At 70.1% G+C, this 16,423-nt stretch carries 15 protein-coding genes and 4 pseudogenes; 10 read left to right on the forward strand and 9 right to left on the reverse strand.

All coding sequences use genetic code 11. The features are described 5' to 3' along the window. Positions 1 to 15 precede the first annotated feature (15 nt). From X946_RS36875 to X946_RS31440, 4 genes and pseudogenes are all read left to right on the forward strand, one after another. Positions 16 to 453, forward strand: a pseudogene (locus X946_RS36875) (Lhr family helicase); the annotation flags it as partial. Positions 454 to 869: 416 nt separating this feature from the next. Next, entirely contained in the window at positions 870 to 1,163 is a 294-nt protein-coding gene (locus X946_RS16395; protein ID WP_038749463.1) for a hypothetical protein, read from the forward strand. Between the two features lie 382 nt (positions 1,164 to 1,545). Next, positions 1,546 to 2,013, forward strand: a pseudogene (locus tag X946_RS16400) (amino acid permease); the annotation flags it as partial. A 1-nt stretch (position 2,014) separates the two neighbouring features. After that, positions 2,015 to 2,227: pseudogene (locus X946_RS31440) on the forward strand (dihydrofolate reductase family protein); the annotation flags it as partial. Between the two features lie 336 nt (positions 2,228 to 2,563). Here X946_RS31440 and X946_RS16405 read toward each other — a convergent pair. Next, positions 2,564 to 3,001 (reverse strand): YciI family protein, encoded by a 438-nt coding sequence (locus X946_RS16405; RefSeq protein ID WP_038749466.1) that lies wholly within the window; start codon positions 2,999 to 3,001, stop codon positions 2,564 to 2,566. Positions 3,002 to 3,281: 280 nt separating this feature from the next. Between X946_RS16405 and X946_RS16410 the strand changes: the two genes are divergently transcribed. Together X946_RS16410 and X946_RS35490 are read left to right on the forward strand one after the other, a co-directional pair. Further along, the gene (locus X946_RS16410; RefSeq protein WP_038749468.1) at positions 3,282 to 4,400 is read left to right on the forward strand and encodes a 3-deoxy-7-phosphoheptulonate synthase; all 1,119 of its coding nucleotides are present in this window, start codon (positions 3,282 to 3,284) and stop codon (positions 4,398 to 4,400) included. A gap of 399 nt (positions 4,401 to 4,799) precedes the next feature. Further along, entirely contained in the window at positions 4,800 to 5,795 is a 996-nt protein-coding gene (locus tag X946_RS35490; protein ID WP_038749471.1) for a hypothetical protein, read from the forward strand. Positions 5,796 to 5,860: 65 nt separating this feature from the next. Here the strand turns inward: X946_RS35490 and X946_RS16420 are convergent, their stop codons facing one another. The 3 genes from X946_RS16420 to X946_RS16430 all read right to left on the reverse strand — a co-directional run bounded on the left by X946_RS16420 (position 5,861) and on the right by X946_RS16430 (position 8,530). Then, positions 5,861 to 6,529 (reverse strand): O-methyltransferase, encoded by a 669-nt coding sequence (locus tag X946_RS16420; protein WP_038749474.1) that lies wholly within the window; start codon positions 6,527 to 6,529, stop codon positions 5,861 to 5,863. A 180-nt stretch (positions 6,530 to 6,709) separates the two neighbouring features. Beyond that, a complete protein-coding gene (locus X946_RS16425) occupies positions 6,710 to 6,946 on the reverse strand; it encodes a hypothetical protein (protein ID WP_152611727.1) in 237 nt (78 codons plus the stop codon). Positions 6,947 to 7,060: 114 nt separating this feature from the next. Next, a complete protein-coding gene (locus X946_RS16430; RefSeq protein ID WP_038749479.1) occupies positions 7,061 to 8,530 on the reverse strand; it encodes a GGDEF domain-containing protein in 1,470 nt (489 codons plus the stop codon). A 36-nt stretch (positions 8,531 to 8,566) separates the two neighbouring features. Here X946_RS16430 and X946_RS36880 point away from each other — a divergent pair. Further along, positions 8,567 to 8,901 (forward strand): annotated as a pseudogene (locus X946_RS36880) (hydrolase). A gap of 287 nt (positions 8,902 to 9,188) precedes the next feature. Continuing rightward, positions 9,189 to 9,860, forward strand: a complete 672-nt coding sequence (locus X946_RS16445; protein WP_038749487.1) for a hypothetical protein — start codon at positions 9,189 to 9,191, stop codon at positions 9,858 to 9,860. A gap of 18 nt (positions 9,861 to 9,878) precedes the next feature. Here X946_RS16445 and pcaQ read toward each other — a convergent pair whose 3' ends face one another. After that, positions 9,879 to 10,883 (reverse strand): pca operon transcription factor PcaQ, encoded by a 1,005-nt coding sequence (pcaQ, locus tag X946_RS16450; protein WP_038749490.1) that lies wholly within the window; start codon positions 10,881 to 10,883, stop codon positions 9,879 to 9,881. Positions 10,884 to 10,991: 108 nt separating this feature from the next. Here pcaQ and pcaH point away from each other — a divergent pair, with 108 nt between their 5' ends. Beyond that, positions 10,992 to 11,696 carry a protocatechuate 3,4-dioxygenase subunit beta gene (gene pcaH / locus X946_RS16455; RefSeq protein WP_038749493.1) on the forward strand — a complete coding sequence of 235 codons (705 nt, stop codon included), beginning with the start codon at positions 10,992 to 10,994 and terminating at the stop codon, positions 11,694 to 11,696. A 2-nt stretch (positions 11,697 to 11,698) separates the two neighbouring features. Next, a complete protein-coding gene (pcaG, locus tag X946_RS16460; protein WP_038749496.1) occupies positions 11,699 to 12,292 on the forward strand; it encodes a protocatechuate 3,4-dioxygenase subunit alpha in 594 nt (197 codons plus the stop codon). 147 nt (positions 12,293 to 12,439) lie between these two features. Here pcaG and X946_RS16465 read toward each other — a convergent pair whose 3' ends face one another. From X946_RS16465 to gsiC, 4 genes are read right to left on the reverse strand one after another with little or no spacing between them, the layout of a single operon-like run. Then, positions 12,440 to 13,267 carry a M55 family metallopeptidase gene (locus tag X946_RS16465; protein ID WP_038749543.1) on the reverse strand — a complete coding sequence of 276 codons (828 nt, stop codon included), beginning with the start codon at positions 13,265 to 13,267 and terminating at the stop codon, positions 12,440 to 12,442. Then, the gene (locus X946_RS16470; protein ID WP_038749499.1) at positions 13,264 to 14,586 is read right to left on the reverse strand and encodes a DmpA family aminopeptidase; all 1,323 of its coding nucleotides are present in this window, start codon (positions 14,584 to 14,586) and stop codon (positions 13,264 to 13,266) included. Before X946_RS16470 ends, X946_RS16465 begins: the two co-directional genes overlap by 4 nt. Beyond that, a complete protein-coding gene (gene gsiD, locus X946_RS16475) occupies positions 14,586 to 15,479 on the reverse strand; it encodes a glutathione ABC transporter permease GsiD (protein WP_038749502.1) in 894 nt (297 codons plus the stop codon). Before gsiD ends, X946_RS16470 begins: the two co-directional genes overlap by 1 nt. A 7-nt stretch (positions 15,480 to 15,486) precedes the next feature. Beyond that, positions 15,487 to 16,407 carry a glutathione ABC transporter permease GsiC gene (gsiC, locus tag X946_RS16480; RefSeq protein ID WP_038749504.1) on the reverse strand — a complete coding sequence of 307 codons (921 nt, stop codon included), beginning with the start codon at positions 16,405 to 16,407 and terminating at the stop codon, positions 15,487 to 15,489. Positions 16,408 to 16,423 lie beyond the last annotated feature (16 nt).

Below are 16,423 nucleotides of genomic sequence, written 5' to 3' on the forward strand. Positions count from 1 at the left end.
GCCGCGCTCGAGCACGTCGCGCGGACGCTGTTGCGCCGCTACGGCGTCGTGTTCTGGCGAATCCTCGCATGCGAAGCCGGATGGATGCCGAGCTGGCGCGAGCTGCTGCCCGTCTACCGGCGGCTCGAGGCGCGCGGCGAGATTCGCGGCGGCCGCTTCGTCGCGGGGCTCGCGGGCGAGCAGTTCGCGCTGCCCGACGCGATCCCGATCCTGCGCGACCTGCGCCGCCGCCCGGCCGAGGGCCTGATGCAGTGCGTGAGCGGCGCCGATCCGCTCAACCTGACGGGCACGCTGCTGCCGGGCGACCGCGTGCCCGCGCTCGCGGGCAACCGGGTCCTGTTCCGCGACGGCGTGCCGGTCGCGTCGCTCGTCGGCGGGCAGTTCGCCTTCGCGCCCGAGCTCGACGCCGTCGAGCGGGACGACGCCCGCGCGAGGCTCGCACGGCATCGATGACGCGGGCGGCCGCGCGGCGGAGGCAATGACAGCTCGTGGCTCGTGGCTCGCGGCTCGCGGCTCGCGGCTCGCGGCTCGCGATCAAATCACGATTGACTCACGATCAAGCCGAAATCGGCTCACGATCAGCTCACGATCGGCTCGCAACCCACTCGCAACCGGCTCGCAACCGGCTCGATCCGGACTCACGCCCGGCGAGCCGCCTACCAGAACTGGTCGGTAGTTATTTTCAAGCCCCGCTCGAATAATCGATGACGGGTGACGCCTGCACACTCGCCGCATCCCGCGACGGGCGCGTCCGCCGCCCGAGCCGATCCGGCCGGTGCGGCCGCTCCGGCGGATGGGCTGCTCGTCCGCCGCTTCAGCCGACCGCCGATCGTCCCTCATCCAAGCGCATCCACTCCGGAGGTTTCGCCATGGCCACGCTATACGTCACCAACGCGGACAATGAGATTTTCGCGACCGTCAACGGCCTGGTCGTCTACGACAGGAAGACCGAGGGCAATCCCACCTTCTCCGACCAGGTCGACCTGACGCCGTATCTCGCCGACGGCCTCAACACGCTGATGATCGTCGGCGTCAACTGGGGCGGCCCGGCCACGTTCAAGGGAACCGTCGTCGTCGGCAAGATCGAAAGGCCGTTCTCCTTCACCGCGCCGAGCACGCCGAACGGCATCGTGTTCCATCAGGCGTTCGTGATTCCGCAATAAGCGTTCGCAGCGGACAGGCGGGATCAGAGGCGCCCCGGCCCGTCTTTCCGCGCCGAATCGAACCGAACCGAACCGGCAAGTCGGCAAGTCGGCAAGTCGGCAAGTCGGCAAGTCGGTGAATTGTAGACGCGGCGAACCGGAGACTCGGCGACGCGGGCCGCTTCATTCCGCCGAACGCGGTCCGCCGCCTCAAGCAAGCGCCCCGCTTCCTCATCTCGTTTCGAAACAATCCACGCCGGCCGCGACAAACCACTAAACGCCCGCACGCCGAAGCCGCCGCCATCCACCATCATCGCCGCTCCGGTTGCGCGTCGCGCGCCGCCCGGCCGCCGCGCGCGCACGCACGCACGCACAGTCACACGCCCACCAGGAGACCCGATAGATGAACGCCCCCGTCGAGCGCGGCGCCACGGCCGCGCCGCACCATGCCGGCTCGCTGACGATCCTCCAGGGCACGGCGCTCTACGTCGGCGCCGTGCTCGGCACCGGCGTGATCGCGCTGCCCGCGCTCGCGGCCGAAGTCGCGGGCCCCGCGTCGCTCGTCGCGTGGGCGGCGCTCGTCGTGCTGTCGATTCCGCTCGCCGCGACCTTCGCCGCGCTCGGCGCCCGCTATCCGGACGCGGGCGGCGTGTCGACCTACGTGCGCAACGCGTTCGGCCCGAAAGCGGCGGCCGTCGTCGGCTGGTGCTTCTATTTCGCGGTGCCGGCCGGCGCGCCCGCCGCCGCGATGTTCGGCGGCGCGTACGTCGCCGCCGTCACGGGCGGCGGGCACGCGACGGTGATCGCGTCGGCCGCCGTGCTGATCGCGATCGTCGCGGCCGCCAATGCGTTCGGCGTCACCGTGTCGGGAGGTGCGCCAGCTGCTCGCAGCCGGCCTGGTGGACGAGCTTCGGCTGCTGATCTATCCGGTCATGCTTGGGCGCGGCAAGCGCTTGTTCGGCGACGATGCGCTCGCGTGCGCCTTCACTCTCGCGCACTCGACGGCCACGCCCGGCGGCATGCTGATGGCCCGCTACCTGCGCGACGGCGAGGTGCGCACGGGCGCGTTCGAAGAAGTCGCATGACGATCCGCGCTGCAAGAGCATGCATTCCGGCCGACTCCGCCGACGCACGAATGGCGGCCTGACAAGCCATTCGAGCCGAACCCGTTTCTCGGACCGGCCTGATACGCTCCTCGCCGCGTCGGACCGCGCGCGTCGGGCGACGCGCGGAGCGCGCCGCGCCGGGCGCTCAGTCGCGCCGCGCCCATTGCGCCGCGCCCATCGTCGGCGCCGAGACACGCCGAGCCCATGGGGCGGCCCGCGCCCAAGCGCCCCGAACGGCGAGCGACCGATGGCAATGGCGATGGCGATGGCGATGGCGACGACAGCGGCGGCGCGAACGCGAACGCGGACGCCGCGTCAGCGCGCCCCCTTCCCCCGTGCGTCGATCTCGTCGCGCAACCGTTCCTCCCGCTCCCGCAGCTCGGGCGTCATCTCCGCGCCGAAGTCGTCCATGTCGAACAACGGCCGGATCTCGATCTCCGAATCGCCTTCCATCGGATTCGGGCAGCGCTTCACCCATTCGAGCGCCTCGTCCATCGACGCGACCTTCCACAGCCAGAACCCCGCGACGAGTTCCTTGGTTTCCGCGAACGGCCCGTCGATCACGGTCCGCTCGCTGCCCGAAAAGCGCACCCGCTTGCCCTTCGCGCTCGGATGCAGGCCCTCGCCCGCGAGCATCACGCCGGCCTTCACGAGGTCTTCGTTGAACTTGCCCATCGCCTCGAGCAGTTCCGTGCCGGGCATCTTGCCCGCTTCCGATTCGTTCGTCGCCTTCACGATCACCATCACACGCATCGTCGTTTCTCCTCGAGTCAGTGGGTTGCGCCGCGCGGCCGCCGGGCACTGCGCGGCGCGGCTTCGTCCTGCGGCTACGACACAGCGACGAACCAGCCTCGCCGAATTCGACACCTTCGCACAGAAAAACGACCGCACGCCAGCCCGCGCGGCCGCGAGCGGCTCCGGCCGGCGCCGTACCGCCGTTTGCGGCAGCGCAGCGCGGACGCGGCCGCCCGCCTCCCGGGCCGCGGCGCGAATGCCATAATCGCGATTCATTGCGCAGAATCGGAACCCCACCATGCAAAACTTCGACAATCCCCTGCACGACCGGGAAGCGGGCTTCGCCGACGCGACGCAGGACACGACGCGCATCGACGATGTCCGCATCGGCGCGGTGCGCCCGCTCATCTCCCCGGCGCTGCTGCAGGACGAGCTGCCCGTGCCGCCCGCCGTCCAGGCGCTCGTCGAGCAGAGCCGCCAGGCGATCGGCGGCGTGCTGCACGGCCGCGACGACCGCCTCGTGACGGTCGTCGGCCCGTGCTCGATCCACGATCACGACCAGGCGCTCGACTACGCGCGCCGGCTCAAGGCCGCCGCCGACGCACTGCGGGACGACCTGCTGATCGTGATGCGCGTGTATTTCGAGAAGCCGCGGACAACCGTCGGCTGGAAGGGCTACATCAACGATCCGCGCCTGGACGGCAGCTTCCGCATCAACGAAGGGCTGCGCGCGGCGCGCCGTCTGCTCCTCGACATCAATGCGCTCGGCCTGCCCGCGGGCACGGAATTCCTCGATCTGCTAAGCCCGCAGTACATCGCGGACCTGATCGCATGGGGCGCGATCGGCGCGCGCACGACCGAGAGCCAGAGCCACCGCCAGCTCGCGTCGGGCCTGAGCTGCCCGATCGGCTTCAAGAACGGCACCGACGGCGGCGTGCAGATCGCGGCCGACGCGATCGTCGCGGCGCGCGCGACCCATGCGTTCATGGGGATGACGAAGATGGGCATGGCCGCGATCTTCGAGACGCGCGGCAACGACGACGCGCACGTGATCCTGCGCGGCGGCAAGAAGGGCCCGAACTACGACGGCGCGAGCATCGAGGACGCCTGCGCGGTGCTGCGCGCGGCGAGCCTGCGCGAACAGGTGATGGTCGACTGCTCGCATGCGAACTCGAACAAGTCGCACCTGCGGCAGGCCGACGTCGCCGAAGACCTCGCGCGACAACTGTCGCACGGCGAGCGGCGCATTACCGGCGTGATGATCGAGAGCAACCTGGAGGCCGGCCGGCAGGATCTGAAGCCGGGCGTGCCGCTGCAATACGGCGTGTCGATCACCGACGCGTGCCTGAGCTGGGCGCAGACCGAGCCCGTGCTCGACACGCTCGCGCGGGCGGTGCGGCGGCGGCGCGCGGCCTGACGGCGCACGCTCCGAAATCTCGCAGTTGCCGCCCGCCCGATGCGGGCGGCGGCGCACAATTCGCCCTCGCGAGCCACACAAACCCCTAGGGCCAGTTCACGCCGGCAGCGGACTCGCGAACGTGCCTTTGCGCCCGCAGGGCAAGGAGAGAGAGGAGGCGCAACAGCCGTCGCCATTGCAACGACGAACCACGCCGCAATGCGGGCGCACGGGCACGTTCCCGTGATCGAAAAAATCCTTCGAGGGGCCGGCCGCCAGAAGGACCGATCGCTGCGCGGTGCTCCTCGCGAATACGTCGAGTATTCGCTTCGTCGCGATCCTCGCGCTCGGCCCTCCTGGCGGCCGGCGCAAGCCCGTTACCAGCGTGAACCGGCCCTAGAACACATCGACGAGGAATCCATGAGCGCCAGTGCGGATATCGATGCGGCAGTCGCCGGACAATACAGCGGGTTCGGGCGGTTCGGAGAGCTTGAGCAGTTGGCGCGGCTCTTCGACCGGCCCTTTCTGATCGCCGTCCGCGACGCGCTCCTGACGACGGCCCACCCGGCTGAATCGCTTCAAATCTCGATGGGCTGGATCGACAAGAAGCCCTATGCGGACATGCAACCTTACGGCGTCGTCGATTGCCACGGACACGCGATCACCCGCCCGGTCGAGTTGGGCGACGCCGCCATTTTCGTGATCGACGCATTCACCAGGCACGGCCAAATCACGCTTCGCCGCGGCCGGGGCCTGATCGTCCAGGCGAAGGCCGCGCCGAGCGCGCAACAGCCGAAGGTTCCCGTCACGTCGTTGTCGGCGTCCAATCCCGATGCGTCGACCAACAAGGAACTCGCCCTGTTGTCGGCGTGGCCCCCGTTCGACTTGCATCGAGCGAACGGGCGCAACGGCCTGCTGGGCAAATTCGCCGTGCCCGGCACCTCGCATACGCCGCCCTACGGCTGGTATGCGGCCGCGCCGAGCCGCAAGAGCACGGGCTGGAACACGAACGGCCTGTGGCCGTCGCGCTGGATGTGCGCGCCCGCGATACAAAATGCGCGTTGCGACACCACGTTCGGCGAAATGCTCGTCGCGCTGTTCGACGGAGGCGCCGTCCAGGGCGTCCAAGTGGGCGCGCCGTGCTACCCGACGAGCGGCAGGTACGCCGCCATCGATCACGCCGGCTCCCACTCGTCGCGAACCGCGACGGATTGGGATCGTCTCTGCACCACCCTGATCGGGCTCCCCAAGAAATATGAAGTCACGTCCGGCTCCCACGGCGTGCTGGCGTCGATTCCGTACGTCCCCGGCTTGGCGAGCGCGATGTCGAACAGCGCGATCGGACATTCGCTCGCCTGCGCCATCTGGAAACGACGATATCCGGTCGTCGTCATCCATCGAACCCGGCCCGATTGAGCCGGAATTCGGCGGGCGCCGAATTCCGTGAGGCGCTCGTTCGCACGCCGTCGACGCGCTTTGGCCTATGCCGTCACGACGGTCAGCGCGAAACCGTCCCAGCCTTTCGAGCCGACGGTCTGCAGCGCGGTCGTCGACAGGCGCGGATGCGCGGCGATCAGGCGGAAGTATTCGCGCACGCCGATCGCGTCCGGATCGTGGTTGCGCCGATCCGCGACGCGCCCCTGCCGCACGACGTTGTCGGTGACGATCACCGTCCCCGCGCGGGACAGCGCGACCGCGAGCGGCAGGTATTGCGGATAGTTGTCCTTGTCGGCGTCGACGAAGATCAGATCGAACGGCTCGGCCCGCTCGGCGATCAGCCGCTCGAGGCTGTCCTTCGCGCGGCCGGCGACGACCGTCACGACGTTCGCCAGCCCCGCGCGCGCGATGTTCTCGCGTGCGAGCGCCGCGTAGTCCGGATTGGCCTCGAGCGTGAGCAGCACGCCGCCCGGCGGCAGCGCCCGCGCGAGCCAGATCGTGCTGTAGCCGCCGAGCGTGCCGAGCTCGAGAATCCGGCGTGCGCCGCGGATCGTCGCGAGCAGGTTCAGGAACTTGCCCTGATTCGCGGTGACGTTGATGGCGGGCAGGCCGGCCGCCCGGCTCGACGCGAGCGCCGCGTCCAGCGCCGGATCGGACGGCGCGAGCTGATCGCAGAGGAAATCGTCCACCGCGCTCCATTGTCGTTCGCTCATCGCGCACCTTTCGCGTGTCGGGAAAGGCCATTCTATGTCCGGCGGGCGCGCCGTCGTGTTGCGGTGATGCGCGGGATTTGCGTGTCGGGCCGTCAGGCGGCGGGCGAATTCGGGGAGGCGGCGGGCGGCGGGCGGCGGGCGGCGGGCGGCGGGCGGCGGGCGGCGGGCGGCGGGCGGCAATTATGGGGCGACCGCGTTGTCGCCGGTCAAGTCGTTTGGGCTGCTCGCGACGGTCGCATCGTTCGCTTCGTTCATGTCGGCCGTGTCCTTCGAATCATTCGAGACGTTCGCGTTGTTCGCGTTGTTCGCGTTGTTCGCGTTGTTCGCGTTGTTCGCGTTGTTCGCGTTGTTCGTGTCGTTCGTGTCGTTCGTGTCGTTCGCGTTGTTCGCGTCGTTCGTGTCGCGCGCTTCGCTCACGTCATCCGAGTCGTTCGAGCCATCCGATCCCCCCAACCGCCCTAGGCCGCCGAAATCGCCCGAAACCGCCGGCGCACGCGCCGAGCGCCCCGAAGCCGCCCATTGCCGGCCGCCTCATCCGAGCCCGACGTCGACGACGCGATTGCGCCCGCTCGCCTTCGCCTGATAGAGCGCGCGATCGGCCGCCTCGACGATCGCCGCGACGCGCGGCGCGGGCGCGCCGTCCGGCTGCCACACCGCGACGCCGACGCTGACCGTCACGAACCCGACTTCCGACCCTTCGTGCTCGATCCCGAGCATCCGCACGCCGAGCCGCACGCGCTCGGCGACGACGAGCGCGCCGCCGCGCGGCGTGTCCGGCAGCACGACGACGAACTCCTCGCCCCCGTATCGCGCGACGACGTCGCCGAGCCGCGCCGCCTGCTGCGCGATGCAGCGCGACACGGTCGCGAGCACCTCATCGCCGACGCGGTGCCCGTACGTGTCGTTGTAGCGCTTGAAGCGATCGATGTCGACGAACAGGATCGCGAGCGGACGCTCGCCGTACACCGCGCGCCGCCATTCGCGCTCGAGCGTCTCGTCGAGCGCGCGCCGGTTGTGCAGCCCCGTGAGGCTGTCGGTGCCCGCGAGCCGTGCGAGCGCCGCTTCGGCCGTCGACTTGCGCCACAGCGAATGCGCGAGATACGCGCTCATCAGGACGAAGATCAGCGCGAACACGCCCGTCAGCACGCCGAAGCGCCACGCACGAGCGCGCCACGTCTCGTAGATGTCGTCTTCGGCGATCGCCACCTGCACGATCAGCGGAATTTCGTCGAGCCGCCGATACAGGTAGAAGCGCTTCACGTGATCGATCGGCCCGGCGTCGAAGAACTCGCCCGAGCGGCCGAATTGCGCGCGCGTGTAGATGCTCGTCCCGCTCAGGTCGAGGCCGATGAATTTCTCGTCGAACGGAATCCGCATCACGATGCGCCCGTCCGCGTGAATCAGCAGGATCGCGCCGTGCGGGCCCGCATCGGCCGCCGCCAGCAACTGCTGAAAGTACGCGAGGCGCACCGCGAGCAAGACGACGCCCGCGAACGAGCCGTCCGCGCGCTCGACGCGGTGCGACAGCGCGACGCACGGCTCGCCGTCGCGCGACGGCAGGCGGTACGGCCCGCTCAGATACGTTCCGGGCCTCGGCGCGTCGCGCAGCGCGGCGAAGAAGTCGTACGACGCGAAGCTCGCCGTGGGCAGCGGCCCGTTCGCCGATGCGAGCTGCACGCGCCCGTGCGCGTCGAGCACGTACAGCGTGCCGGCCTCCCTCGCGGCCGCCGCGGAATCGAACAGGACCGAGCGGCGCAAGTCGGCGGGCAGCGCGGCGATCCTGCTGTCGCCGAGCTGCGCGGCGATGCGCGCGAGAGTCTCGTCGTACAGGTGAAAGCCGCGCGTGACGTCGCGCGCGATCATCTGCAGCGTGTTGCGCGCGGCGCCTTGCGCGTGCTCGAACGCGTCGTCGCGGCTGTCGCGCAGGATGGCCGCGCAGATGGACATCATGACGATCGCGACCGCCACCGCGCCGGCGATCACCATGTAGCCGAGCGGCATCCGGTGTGACGGTCCTCGCCGTCCGCGCAAGCCGGCATGTATCGATTTCATGCTTGTCTAGATGAGCGCGACGCGCTTCGTCACGGAAAAGATCGCCGGCCATTGCCCCGAAGCGCGCCGCGCGGCGCGCATCGGGACGACGCGCGATCGCGCGCCGCCGTGCCGGAAGAATCGGAATATTCCGACCGCGAAGCGCCTCGGCGCGCCGAATCGGCGACACGGGCCAATCGATCGGGGACATTTCGAATCGACGTCGCGGAACGCGACGAGCGGCCATTTTATCGGACGTTCGGCGCGATGTTGACTTTGCGCGCGGCGATTCGATTCACGTCGCCGGAAAGCGCTCAAGAATGCCGGATCGACGCCGATAACGCCCACGTCACGCGCGATCACGCGATCGATTCCACCATGCCCGCGCGGCCGGGCATGGCGCCTTCGCCGCGCTGCGTCGCGCTTCGTCACGCTTCGTCGATGCGGATGCGCTTGCGCGCGCGGTCCCGTTCGTCATAATTCTGCGTCACGCGCGAGCGCGAGCGCGGGCCGAACGACGCGCGCGGCCGGGCACGTCGTTCGTGTCAAAAACCGAAACGTCGACGCCGAACGCATTCGAATCGCAACACGCCGTTGCCGGCCTAGCGGCCCACCCATCCTGTTCGCCATGACCCACGCCAAATCATCGTCGTCCATTCCCACCGAACTGCTCTACATCGGCGCGGCGGGCGAGCACTACATCATGTCCGAGTGCTTCCGCCACAACATGGAGGCGTTCAAGCTGCCGATCGACAAAGGCTTCGATCTCGTCGTGACGCGCGCGTACCGGCATCTGTCGCGGCTCGACGACGCGCCGAAGCCGGTCGATCGCAACGCGCCGGAAACGCCGATCTACGTGCAGGTCAAGAGCCGCCAGGCCGCGCCGATCGCACCACCGAAGCAAAAAGGCGAGCGGCCGAGCTGGGAAGGCTATTTCTCGATCAAGCCGGCCGATCTCGAGCTGATCTGCGCGACGCCCAATTCGGCGCTCGCATGCGTGCTGTTCGTCGATACGCGCGGCGAGCTGATGCGCAGCCGGACCGCGTACGCGTGGTGGATGTCGAGCGCCTACGTCAGCAAGATGCGCGATGCCGGGCACTTCATCGCGATGCCGAACAAGGACACGCTCGAGCTATGGGTGCGCTACGTCGAGCCGGCGCCGGACAGCGAGTTCAATCAGAACACGTACGTGTCGTTCTTCAAGCAATGCCAGATCAAGGGCGCGGCGCCGGGCAAGAAATCGAGCGGCTTCCTGCTGTCGGCGGAGCGATTCGATTTCGGCAAGCTCGGCATGGAATGAGCGGATGGACGTCGCGCGTCACGCCCCGCGCTTTCGCGTGCCGCGCGCCCGCTTCGGCGCACCCTGCCCGTCGCGGCGACTTCGCCCGCCCGCCGCGCCGAGCCGCCGCCGCGCGACCGCCCGCACGGCCTCGATCAGCGAGCGCGCGACGGGCGAGAGCTGCGCATCGGTGCGCAGGATCAGCCCGACCGGCTCGTCCGCGCCCTCGACGGGCAGCGCGAGCCGCACGAGCGTGCCCGCCGCGAGATCGTATTCGGCCGCGTAACGCGGCACGAACCACACCGCGTCGTTCTCGAGCGCGAGCGCGCGCGCGACCGACACCGACAGCACCTCGACGAACGATTCGAGCGGCGGCGCGCCGCACGCGCTCAGCAGTTGCTCGGCCGCCTGGCGAATCATCGTGCCGTACGGCGGCAGCACGACCGGATGGCGCGCGAGCTGCGCGGCGGGCGCGGCGCTCGCCGCGAGCGGATGGCCCGCGCGCACGACCGCGACGAGCGGCTCGTTGTACAGGTGCTCGAACGACAGCCCGACCATCCGCTCCGGCTCCGACAGCCGCCCGATCGCGCACTCGATCGCGCCCGCCTTCAGCCGTTCGAGCAGCTCGGCGTTCGCGACGGTCGCGATCCGCACGACCGCGCGCGGCCATTCGCTCGCGAGCGCCTGCAAGACGGCGGGTGCGAGCGACGCGGCGACGGTCGGCAACATCCCGATCTCGAGCGTCGCGGCCGCGCCGCCGCCCTCGCGCGCGAGGAGCCCGACGCCCTGCCGCAGCGCGAGCACGCACGCGCTCGCGTGCGGAATGAACAGTTGCCCCTCGCGCGTCGGCCGCGCGCCCTGACGGCCGCGCTCGAACAGCTTCACGCCGAGGATCGACTCGAGCTCGGCGATCGTCTTCGACACGGCCGGCTGCGTGATCGACAGGCTTTGCGCGGCCTTCTGCACGCTGCCGAACTGCGCGACCGCGAGAAAGCACTGCAGGTGCCGGAACTTGACCCGGCCGTCGGCAATCCGGTGTTGCATAACGTCTGGTTATACGATTAGCGATAAAACATCATTTTGCATAACTTTCCGGATTAGCTAAAGTCCCTCCATCCCGCCTTGACAACCATCAACCCGGAGACGATCCCGATGGATTCCTCGACGCTCGCGCCGCGCGACTGGCCGTCGCATCCCGCGTACATTCATCCGCCGTACCGCTCGTCGGTGAAGCGCGGCCCGACGCAGCCGCTGATCCCGCTGAAGGAAAAGCTGCGCAACCAGCACGCGCCCGTCTATGGCGCGGGCGACCTCGGCCCGCTCGACCACGACCTGACGAAGAACGCGGCGAAGAACGGCGAGCCGCTCGGCGAGCGGATCATCGTCACGGGCCGCGTGCTCGACGAAGGCGGCAAGCCGGTGCGCAACACGCTCGTCGAGGTCTGGCAGGCGAACGCCGCGGGCCGCTACGTGCACAAGGTCGATCAGCACGACGCGCCGCTCGATCCGAACTTCCTCGGCGCGGGCCGGTGCCTCACCGACGAGAACGGCCGCTACCGCTTCCTCACGATCAAGCCGGGCGCATATCCGTGGGGCAATCATCCGAACGCGTGGCGGCCGAACCACATCCATTTCTCGCTGTTCGGCGACTATTTCGGCTCGCGGCTCGTCACGCAGATGTATTTCCCGGGCGATCCGCTCCTCGCGCTCGACCCGATCTTCCAGGGCACGCCCGAGGATGCGCGCGATCGCCTGATCTCGCGCTTCTCGATCGGCACGACCGAAGAAGGCTTCGCGCTCGGCTACGAATTCGACATCGTGTTGCGCGGCCGCGACGCCACCCCGACGGAGCGCTGAACATGACGACGCCGAAACAGACCCCTTCGCAAACCGTCGGCCCGTACTTCGCGTACGGCCTCTGCCCGCAGCAGTACAACTTCGATCTGAAGAGCCTCTTCACGCCCGAGATCGCGACGCCCGACGCGGCAGGCGAGCACATCCTGCTCGTCGGCCGCGTGATCGACGGCGACGGCAACGCCGTCGGCGACGCGGTGCTCGAATTCACGCAAGTCGACGGCGAGGGCCGCTATCCGACGTCGCGCGACGACGCCGCGCAGCGCGGCTTCAACGGCTTCGCGCGCGTCGGCACCGGCACCGACGCGCAGAACCGCTTCGTCGTGCGAACGGTGAAACCGGCGCGCACGTCGGAGACGGACGCGCCGCACGTCGACGTGACCGTGATGATGCGCGGCATTCTCACGCATGCGTTCACGCGGATCTACTTCGACGACGAAGCGGCCGCGAACGAAGCCGACGCGGCGCTGAACACCGTGCCGGCCGAGCGCCGCGCGACGCTGATCGCGAAGCGCGACGCGCAGGCGAACGGCGTGACCGTTTATCGCTTCGACATCCGCATGCAGGGCGAGCGGGAGACGGTGTTCTTCGACGTCTGAGCGCGACGCGAACCGCGCAACCGTTCGGCACCGGCGTGCGAGTTCGCGCACCGCCGACGGCGCGCGCTTCGTCTTCGTCTCGCCTCACCTCGCTTCACGTCGCGTCACACCGCGCCGCAAGGCGGCGGCATGCGTGACGCGCGCCGCTCAGCGCAGCATGAACGACATCGCCGACAGGCAGTTCAACGTTCGCACGACGTGCTCGATCGACGGCGCGGCGAACCGCAGCGTGAGCGCGTCGACGCGCTCGAGCGACGGCCACTGGCAGAAGAGATCGGCGGCCGCGACGGTCTGTGCGCGCAGCTCGCAGGCCGCCGCGCGCGGCGCGTGCGGGCGCGCCAGGTGCGCGACCTCGCGCGCCTGCTCGACCGCCTGCCGCGCCGCGACGCCGATCGCCGCGCACGCGGCGGCGGGCGTCATCGACGCGCCACTCGCGAATCCCGTCGCCTCCTTGACGGTCACGAAGCGCGCGGCCGGAAAGAGCGGCCGCGTCTCGTCGACAAACACGTCGTCGCCGGACAGCAGCGCCACGTGCGCGCCGTATTCGTGCGCGAGCGCGCCGTAGAGCCCGGCCTCGCCGGCTTCGCGCCCGTCGAGCAGCACGCGCGCGAACGCGCCGCTGTTGATCGTGTGCGCGAGCAGCCCGCGTGTGCCCGCCTTCGCGTGAAAGCCGATCATGAACACGAGATCGGGCCCGGCTTCGAGGCCCGCCATCATCCCGAGCGTGCGCGGCTTGCCGAGCACGACGCGCGCGCGGGCGTCGATGCCGTCGGGCAGCAGGTTGCGAAAGCCGCCGTGCGAATCGTTGACCCACACGCGCGTCGCGCCGCCCGCGAACGCGCCTTCGACTGCCGCGTTCGCCTCCGCCGTCATCCAGCGGCGCGCGCGCTCGTATTCGGGATTGCCGGCGCGCGTCTGCTCGGCGCTCACGACGCCCGCCACCCCTTCGATATCGGTCGAAATCAGCACTTTCATCGGTTTGCCTCGCGCGATGCGCGCATCCATCGTTCGACTTCCGGCGCGGCGTCGCGCAGCGCGCGGCGCGCGTGGCCGTCGCGGCCCACGACGCTCGTCGCGCGCCACAGCGCGTCGACGATCGCCTGCTCGACGCTGTCGGCCGCGGCCGCGAAGAGCGGATCGAGCGCGGCGTCGGCGACGAGCGCCGGCAGCGCGATGCGCTCGGCGTCGTGCGGCACCGTGTACGCGGTCGAGAACGCGAGCGCGATGTCGCCGCTGCCGTGGCCGTACACCGAGCCCGTGCGCGCGAGGCCCGCGGCCGCGCGCAGCGCGACGCGCCTCAGCTGCCGCGACGACAGCGGCGCGTCGGTCGCGACGAGCATGATGATCGAGCCCTGCTCGGGCGGCGGCGCATCCGGCCGCGCAGCGGCGGCGTCGGGCGCGAGGCCGCCGGCCGCTTTGCTGTTCGCGCGGGCATTCGCGCAGTCACCCGCATCGTGCGCCGCGTCGCCGGCGCGGCCCATGCCGCCCGTGCCGCCGGTGCCGCCGGTGCCGGCCTCGTCCCGCGCCGCGCCCGCGCCCTGCGCGCCGGCCGCCGCCTGCGCGCCGCCCGCGTCCCGCGCGGCGATCATCCGCCCGACCGGCACGCCGTCGATCGTCAGCATCGGCAGCCGGCCGAAGTTCGCGAGCACGAGCGCGCCCACCGTCCACGATTCGCCCGCCGCGCGCGCGACGCGCGACGCCGAGCCGATTCCGCCCTTCAGGTCGAAGCACGACATCCCGCGCCCCGCGCCGACCGCGCCGCGCGCGAACCCGGGCCGCGCGTCGGCAAGCGCCTGCGCGTAGTGCTCGGGCGTCACCGCGAACGCGTGCTGATCGTTCAGATAGCCGTCGTTGCATTCGAACACGAGCGGATTGACGGTCGGCCACGCGCGGCCGATCTGCGGATTCGCATCGATGGCCGCGCGGATCTGCGCGTGCGCGAGCGCCGCCACGCCGAACGTGTTCGTCAGCGCGAGCGGCGTCTCGAGCACGCCGAGCTCGTCGAGCTGCACGAGCCCGACGCTCTTGCCGAAGCCGTTGATCACCGCCGCGGCGGCGGGCACCTTGTCGCGATAGACGTCGCCCGCGTGCGGCCGCACGACGCTCACGCCCGTCTGCACGCCGCCCGAATCGAGCGTCGCGTGGCCGACCGTCACGCCCGCGACGTCGGCGATGCTGCAAAGCGGCCCCGCCGGCAGCGCGCCGACGTGCGGCGCGGCGTCCGCCCGATCCGCTGCGCGCGTCACGTTCACGCCGCCCGCCGCGTCCGGCCCGCCCGCTGCGTGCGCGCCCATCAGCGCCGCTCCAGCTTCGGGTCGAGCGCGTCGCGCAGCCCGTCGCCGAGCAGGTTGAACGCGAGCACGGTCAGGAAGATCGCGATGCTCGGAAAAAGCGCGACGTGCGGCGCGTTCACCATGTCCGCGCGCGCCTCGTTGAGCATCGCGCCCCACTCGGGCGTCGGCGGCTGCGCGCCGAGGCCGAGGAACGACAGGCTCGCGGCGGTGATGATCGACGTGCCGATGCGCATCGTGAAATAGACGACGACCGACGACACCGTGCCCGGCAGGATGTGGCGCATGATGATCGTGCGGTCGGACGCGCCGATGCTGCGCGCGGCCTCGACGTAGGTCATCTGCTTGAGCGCGAGCGTGTTGCCGCGCACGAGCCGCGCGAACGCGGGCACGCTGAACACGGCGACCGCGCAGATCACGTTGACCATCCCGTTGCCGAGGATCGCGACCACGCCGATCGCGAGCAGGATGCCCGGGAACGCGAACAGCACGTCGGCGACGCGCATCGTCGCGCGGTCCCACCAGCCTTCGTAGTAGCCGGCCAGCAGGCCGAAGAACGTGCCGATCGCCGCGCCGAGCGCGACCGAGAAGAAGCCCGCGGCGAGCGAGATCCGCGCGCCCGCGACGATCCGGCTGAAGATGTCGCGGCCGAGCGAATCGACGCCGAACCAGTGCGCGGCCGACGGCCCCGCGTTCAACGCGTCGTAGTCGAAATAGTTCTCCGGGTCGTACGGCACGAAATGCGGGCCGACGATCGCGACGGCGACGAGCAGCAGCACGAACGCCCCCGCCGCGAGCGCGACGTGCTGCTTTCTGAACTTGCGCCAAAACTCGCTCCACGGCGTGCGGATCGCGGCCGGCGCGGCGGCCGGGGTGGTAGGAACAGTCGCGTTCATGCTCGCCTCACTTGAAACGGATCGTCGGGTTGATGACCGCGTACAGCACGTCGACGGTCAGGTTGATCAGGATGAACTCGAGCGAGAACAGCAGCACGATCGCCTGGATCACCGGGTAGTCGCGCATCGTCACCGCATCGACGAGCAGGCGGCCGAGCCCCGGCCAGTTGAACACCGCCTCGACGACGATCGAGCCCCCGAGCAGGAAGCCGAACTGCAGCCCCATCATCGTGACGACCGGAATCATCGCGTTGCGCAGGCAGTGCTTGAGCACGACCACCGGCTCGCGCACGCCCTTCGCGCGCGCGGTGCGCACGAAATCCTCGTGCAGCACCTCGACGAACGACGCGCGCGTGAAGCGCGCCATCACCGCGGCCACGGCCGCGCCGAGCGTGAGCGACGGCAGCACGTAGCTTCTCCACGAGCCGTCCGGCACCACGGGCAGCCAGCCGAGCTTCACCGAGAACACTTCCATCAGCAGCATCCCGAGCGCGAACGCCGGAAACGAGATGCCCGACACCGCGAGCGTCATCCCGACGCGGTCCGGCCAGCGGTTGCGCCACACGGCCGACGCGATGCCGATCCCCATGCCGAAGAGCGTCGCCCAGGCCATGCTGACGACGGTCAGCGACAGCGTCGGCATGAAGCGCTCGCCGATCTCGGTCGCGACGGGCCGCTTGCTGCGCGTCGACGTGCCGAAGTCGCCGTGCGCGATCCGCGCGAAGAAGTTCGCGAACTGCGCGGGCAGCGGCTTGTCGAGGCCGAGATCGGCGCGCACGAGCGCGACCGTCGCGTCGTCCGCCTCCGGCCCCGCCGCGAGCCGAGCGGGGTCGCCCGGCAGCAGGTGCACGAACAGGAACACGAGCACCGCGACGCTCAGCAGCGTCGGCAGGAGCCCGAACAATCGTTTGACCAGAAAATTCAGCATGCGCTTGCCTCTCGAT

Source organism: Burkholderia sp. ABCPW 111 (genome assembly GCF_000773065.1).
Classification (GTDB): Bacteria; Pseudomonadota; Gammaproteobacteria; order Burkholderiales; family Burkholderiaceae; genus Burkholderia; species Burkholderia savannae.

Bases quoted from the DNA above. Each gene is read 5' to 3' on its own strand.
- X946_RS16395 (WP_038749463.1), top strand. From the start codon at position 870: ATGGCCACGCTATACGTCACCAACGCGGACAATGAGATTTTCGCGACC.
- X946_RS16405 (WP_038749466.1), bottom strand. From the start codon at position 3,001: ATGCGTGTGATGGTGATCGTGAAGGCGACGAACGAATCGGAAGCGGGC.
- X946_RS16410 (WP_038749468.1), top strand. From the start codon at position 3,282: ATGCAAAACTTCGACAATCCCCTGCACGACCGGGAAGCGGGCTTCGCC.
- X946_RS35490 (WP_038749471.1), top strand. From the start codon at position 4,800: ATGAGCGCCAGTGCGGATATCGATGCGGCAGTCGCCGGACAATACAGC.
- X946_RS16420 (WP_038749474.1), bottom strand. From the start codon at position 6,529: ATGAGCGAACGACAATGGAGCGCGGTGGACGATTTCCTCTGCGATCAG.
- X946_RS16430 (WP_038749479.1), bottom strand. From the start codon at position 8,530: ATGCCGCTCGGCTACATGGTGATCGCCGGCGCGGTGGCGGTCGCGATC.
- X946_RS16445 (WP_038749487.1), top strand. From the start codon at position 9,189: ATGACCCACGCCAAATCATCGTCGTCCATTCCCACCGAACTGCTCTAC.
- pcaQ (WP_038749490.1), bottom strand. From the start codon at position 10,883: ATGCAACACCGGATTGCCGACGGCCGGGTCAAGTTCCGGCACCTGCAG.
- pcaH (WP_038749493.1), top strand. From the start codon at position 10,992: ATGGATTCCTCGACGCTCGCGCCGCGCGACTGGCCGTCGCATCCCGCG.
- pcaG (WP_038749496.1), top strand. From the start codon at position 11,699: ATGACGACGCCGAAACAGACCCCTTCGCAAACCGTCGGCCCGTACTTC.
- X946_RS16465 (WP_038749543.1), bottom strand. From the start codon at position 13,267: ATGAAAGTGCTGATTTCGACCGATATCGAAGGGGTGGCGGGCGTCGTG.
- X946_RS16470 (WP_038749499.1), bottom strand. From the start codon at position 14,586: ATGGGCGCGCACGCAGCGGGCGGGCCGGACGCGGCGGGCGGCGTGAAC.
- gsiD (WP_038749502.1), bottom strand. From the start codon at position 15,479: ATGAACGCGACTGTTCCTACCACCCCGGCCGCCGCGCCGGCCGCGATC.
- gsiC (WP_038749504.1), bottom strand. From the start codon at position 16,407: ATGCTGAATTTTCTGGTCAAACGATTGTTCGGGCTCCTGCCGACGCTG.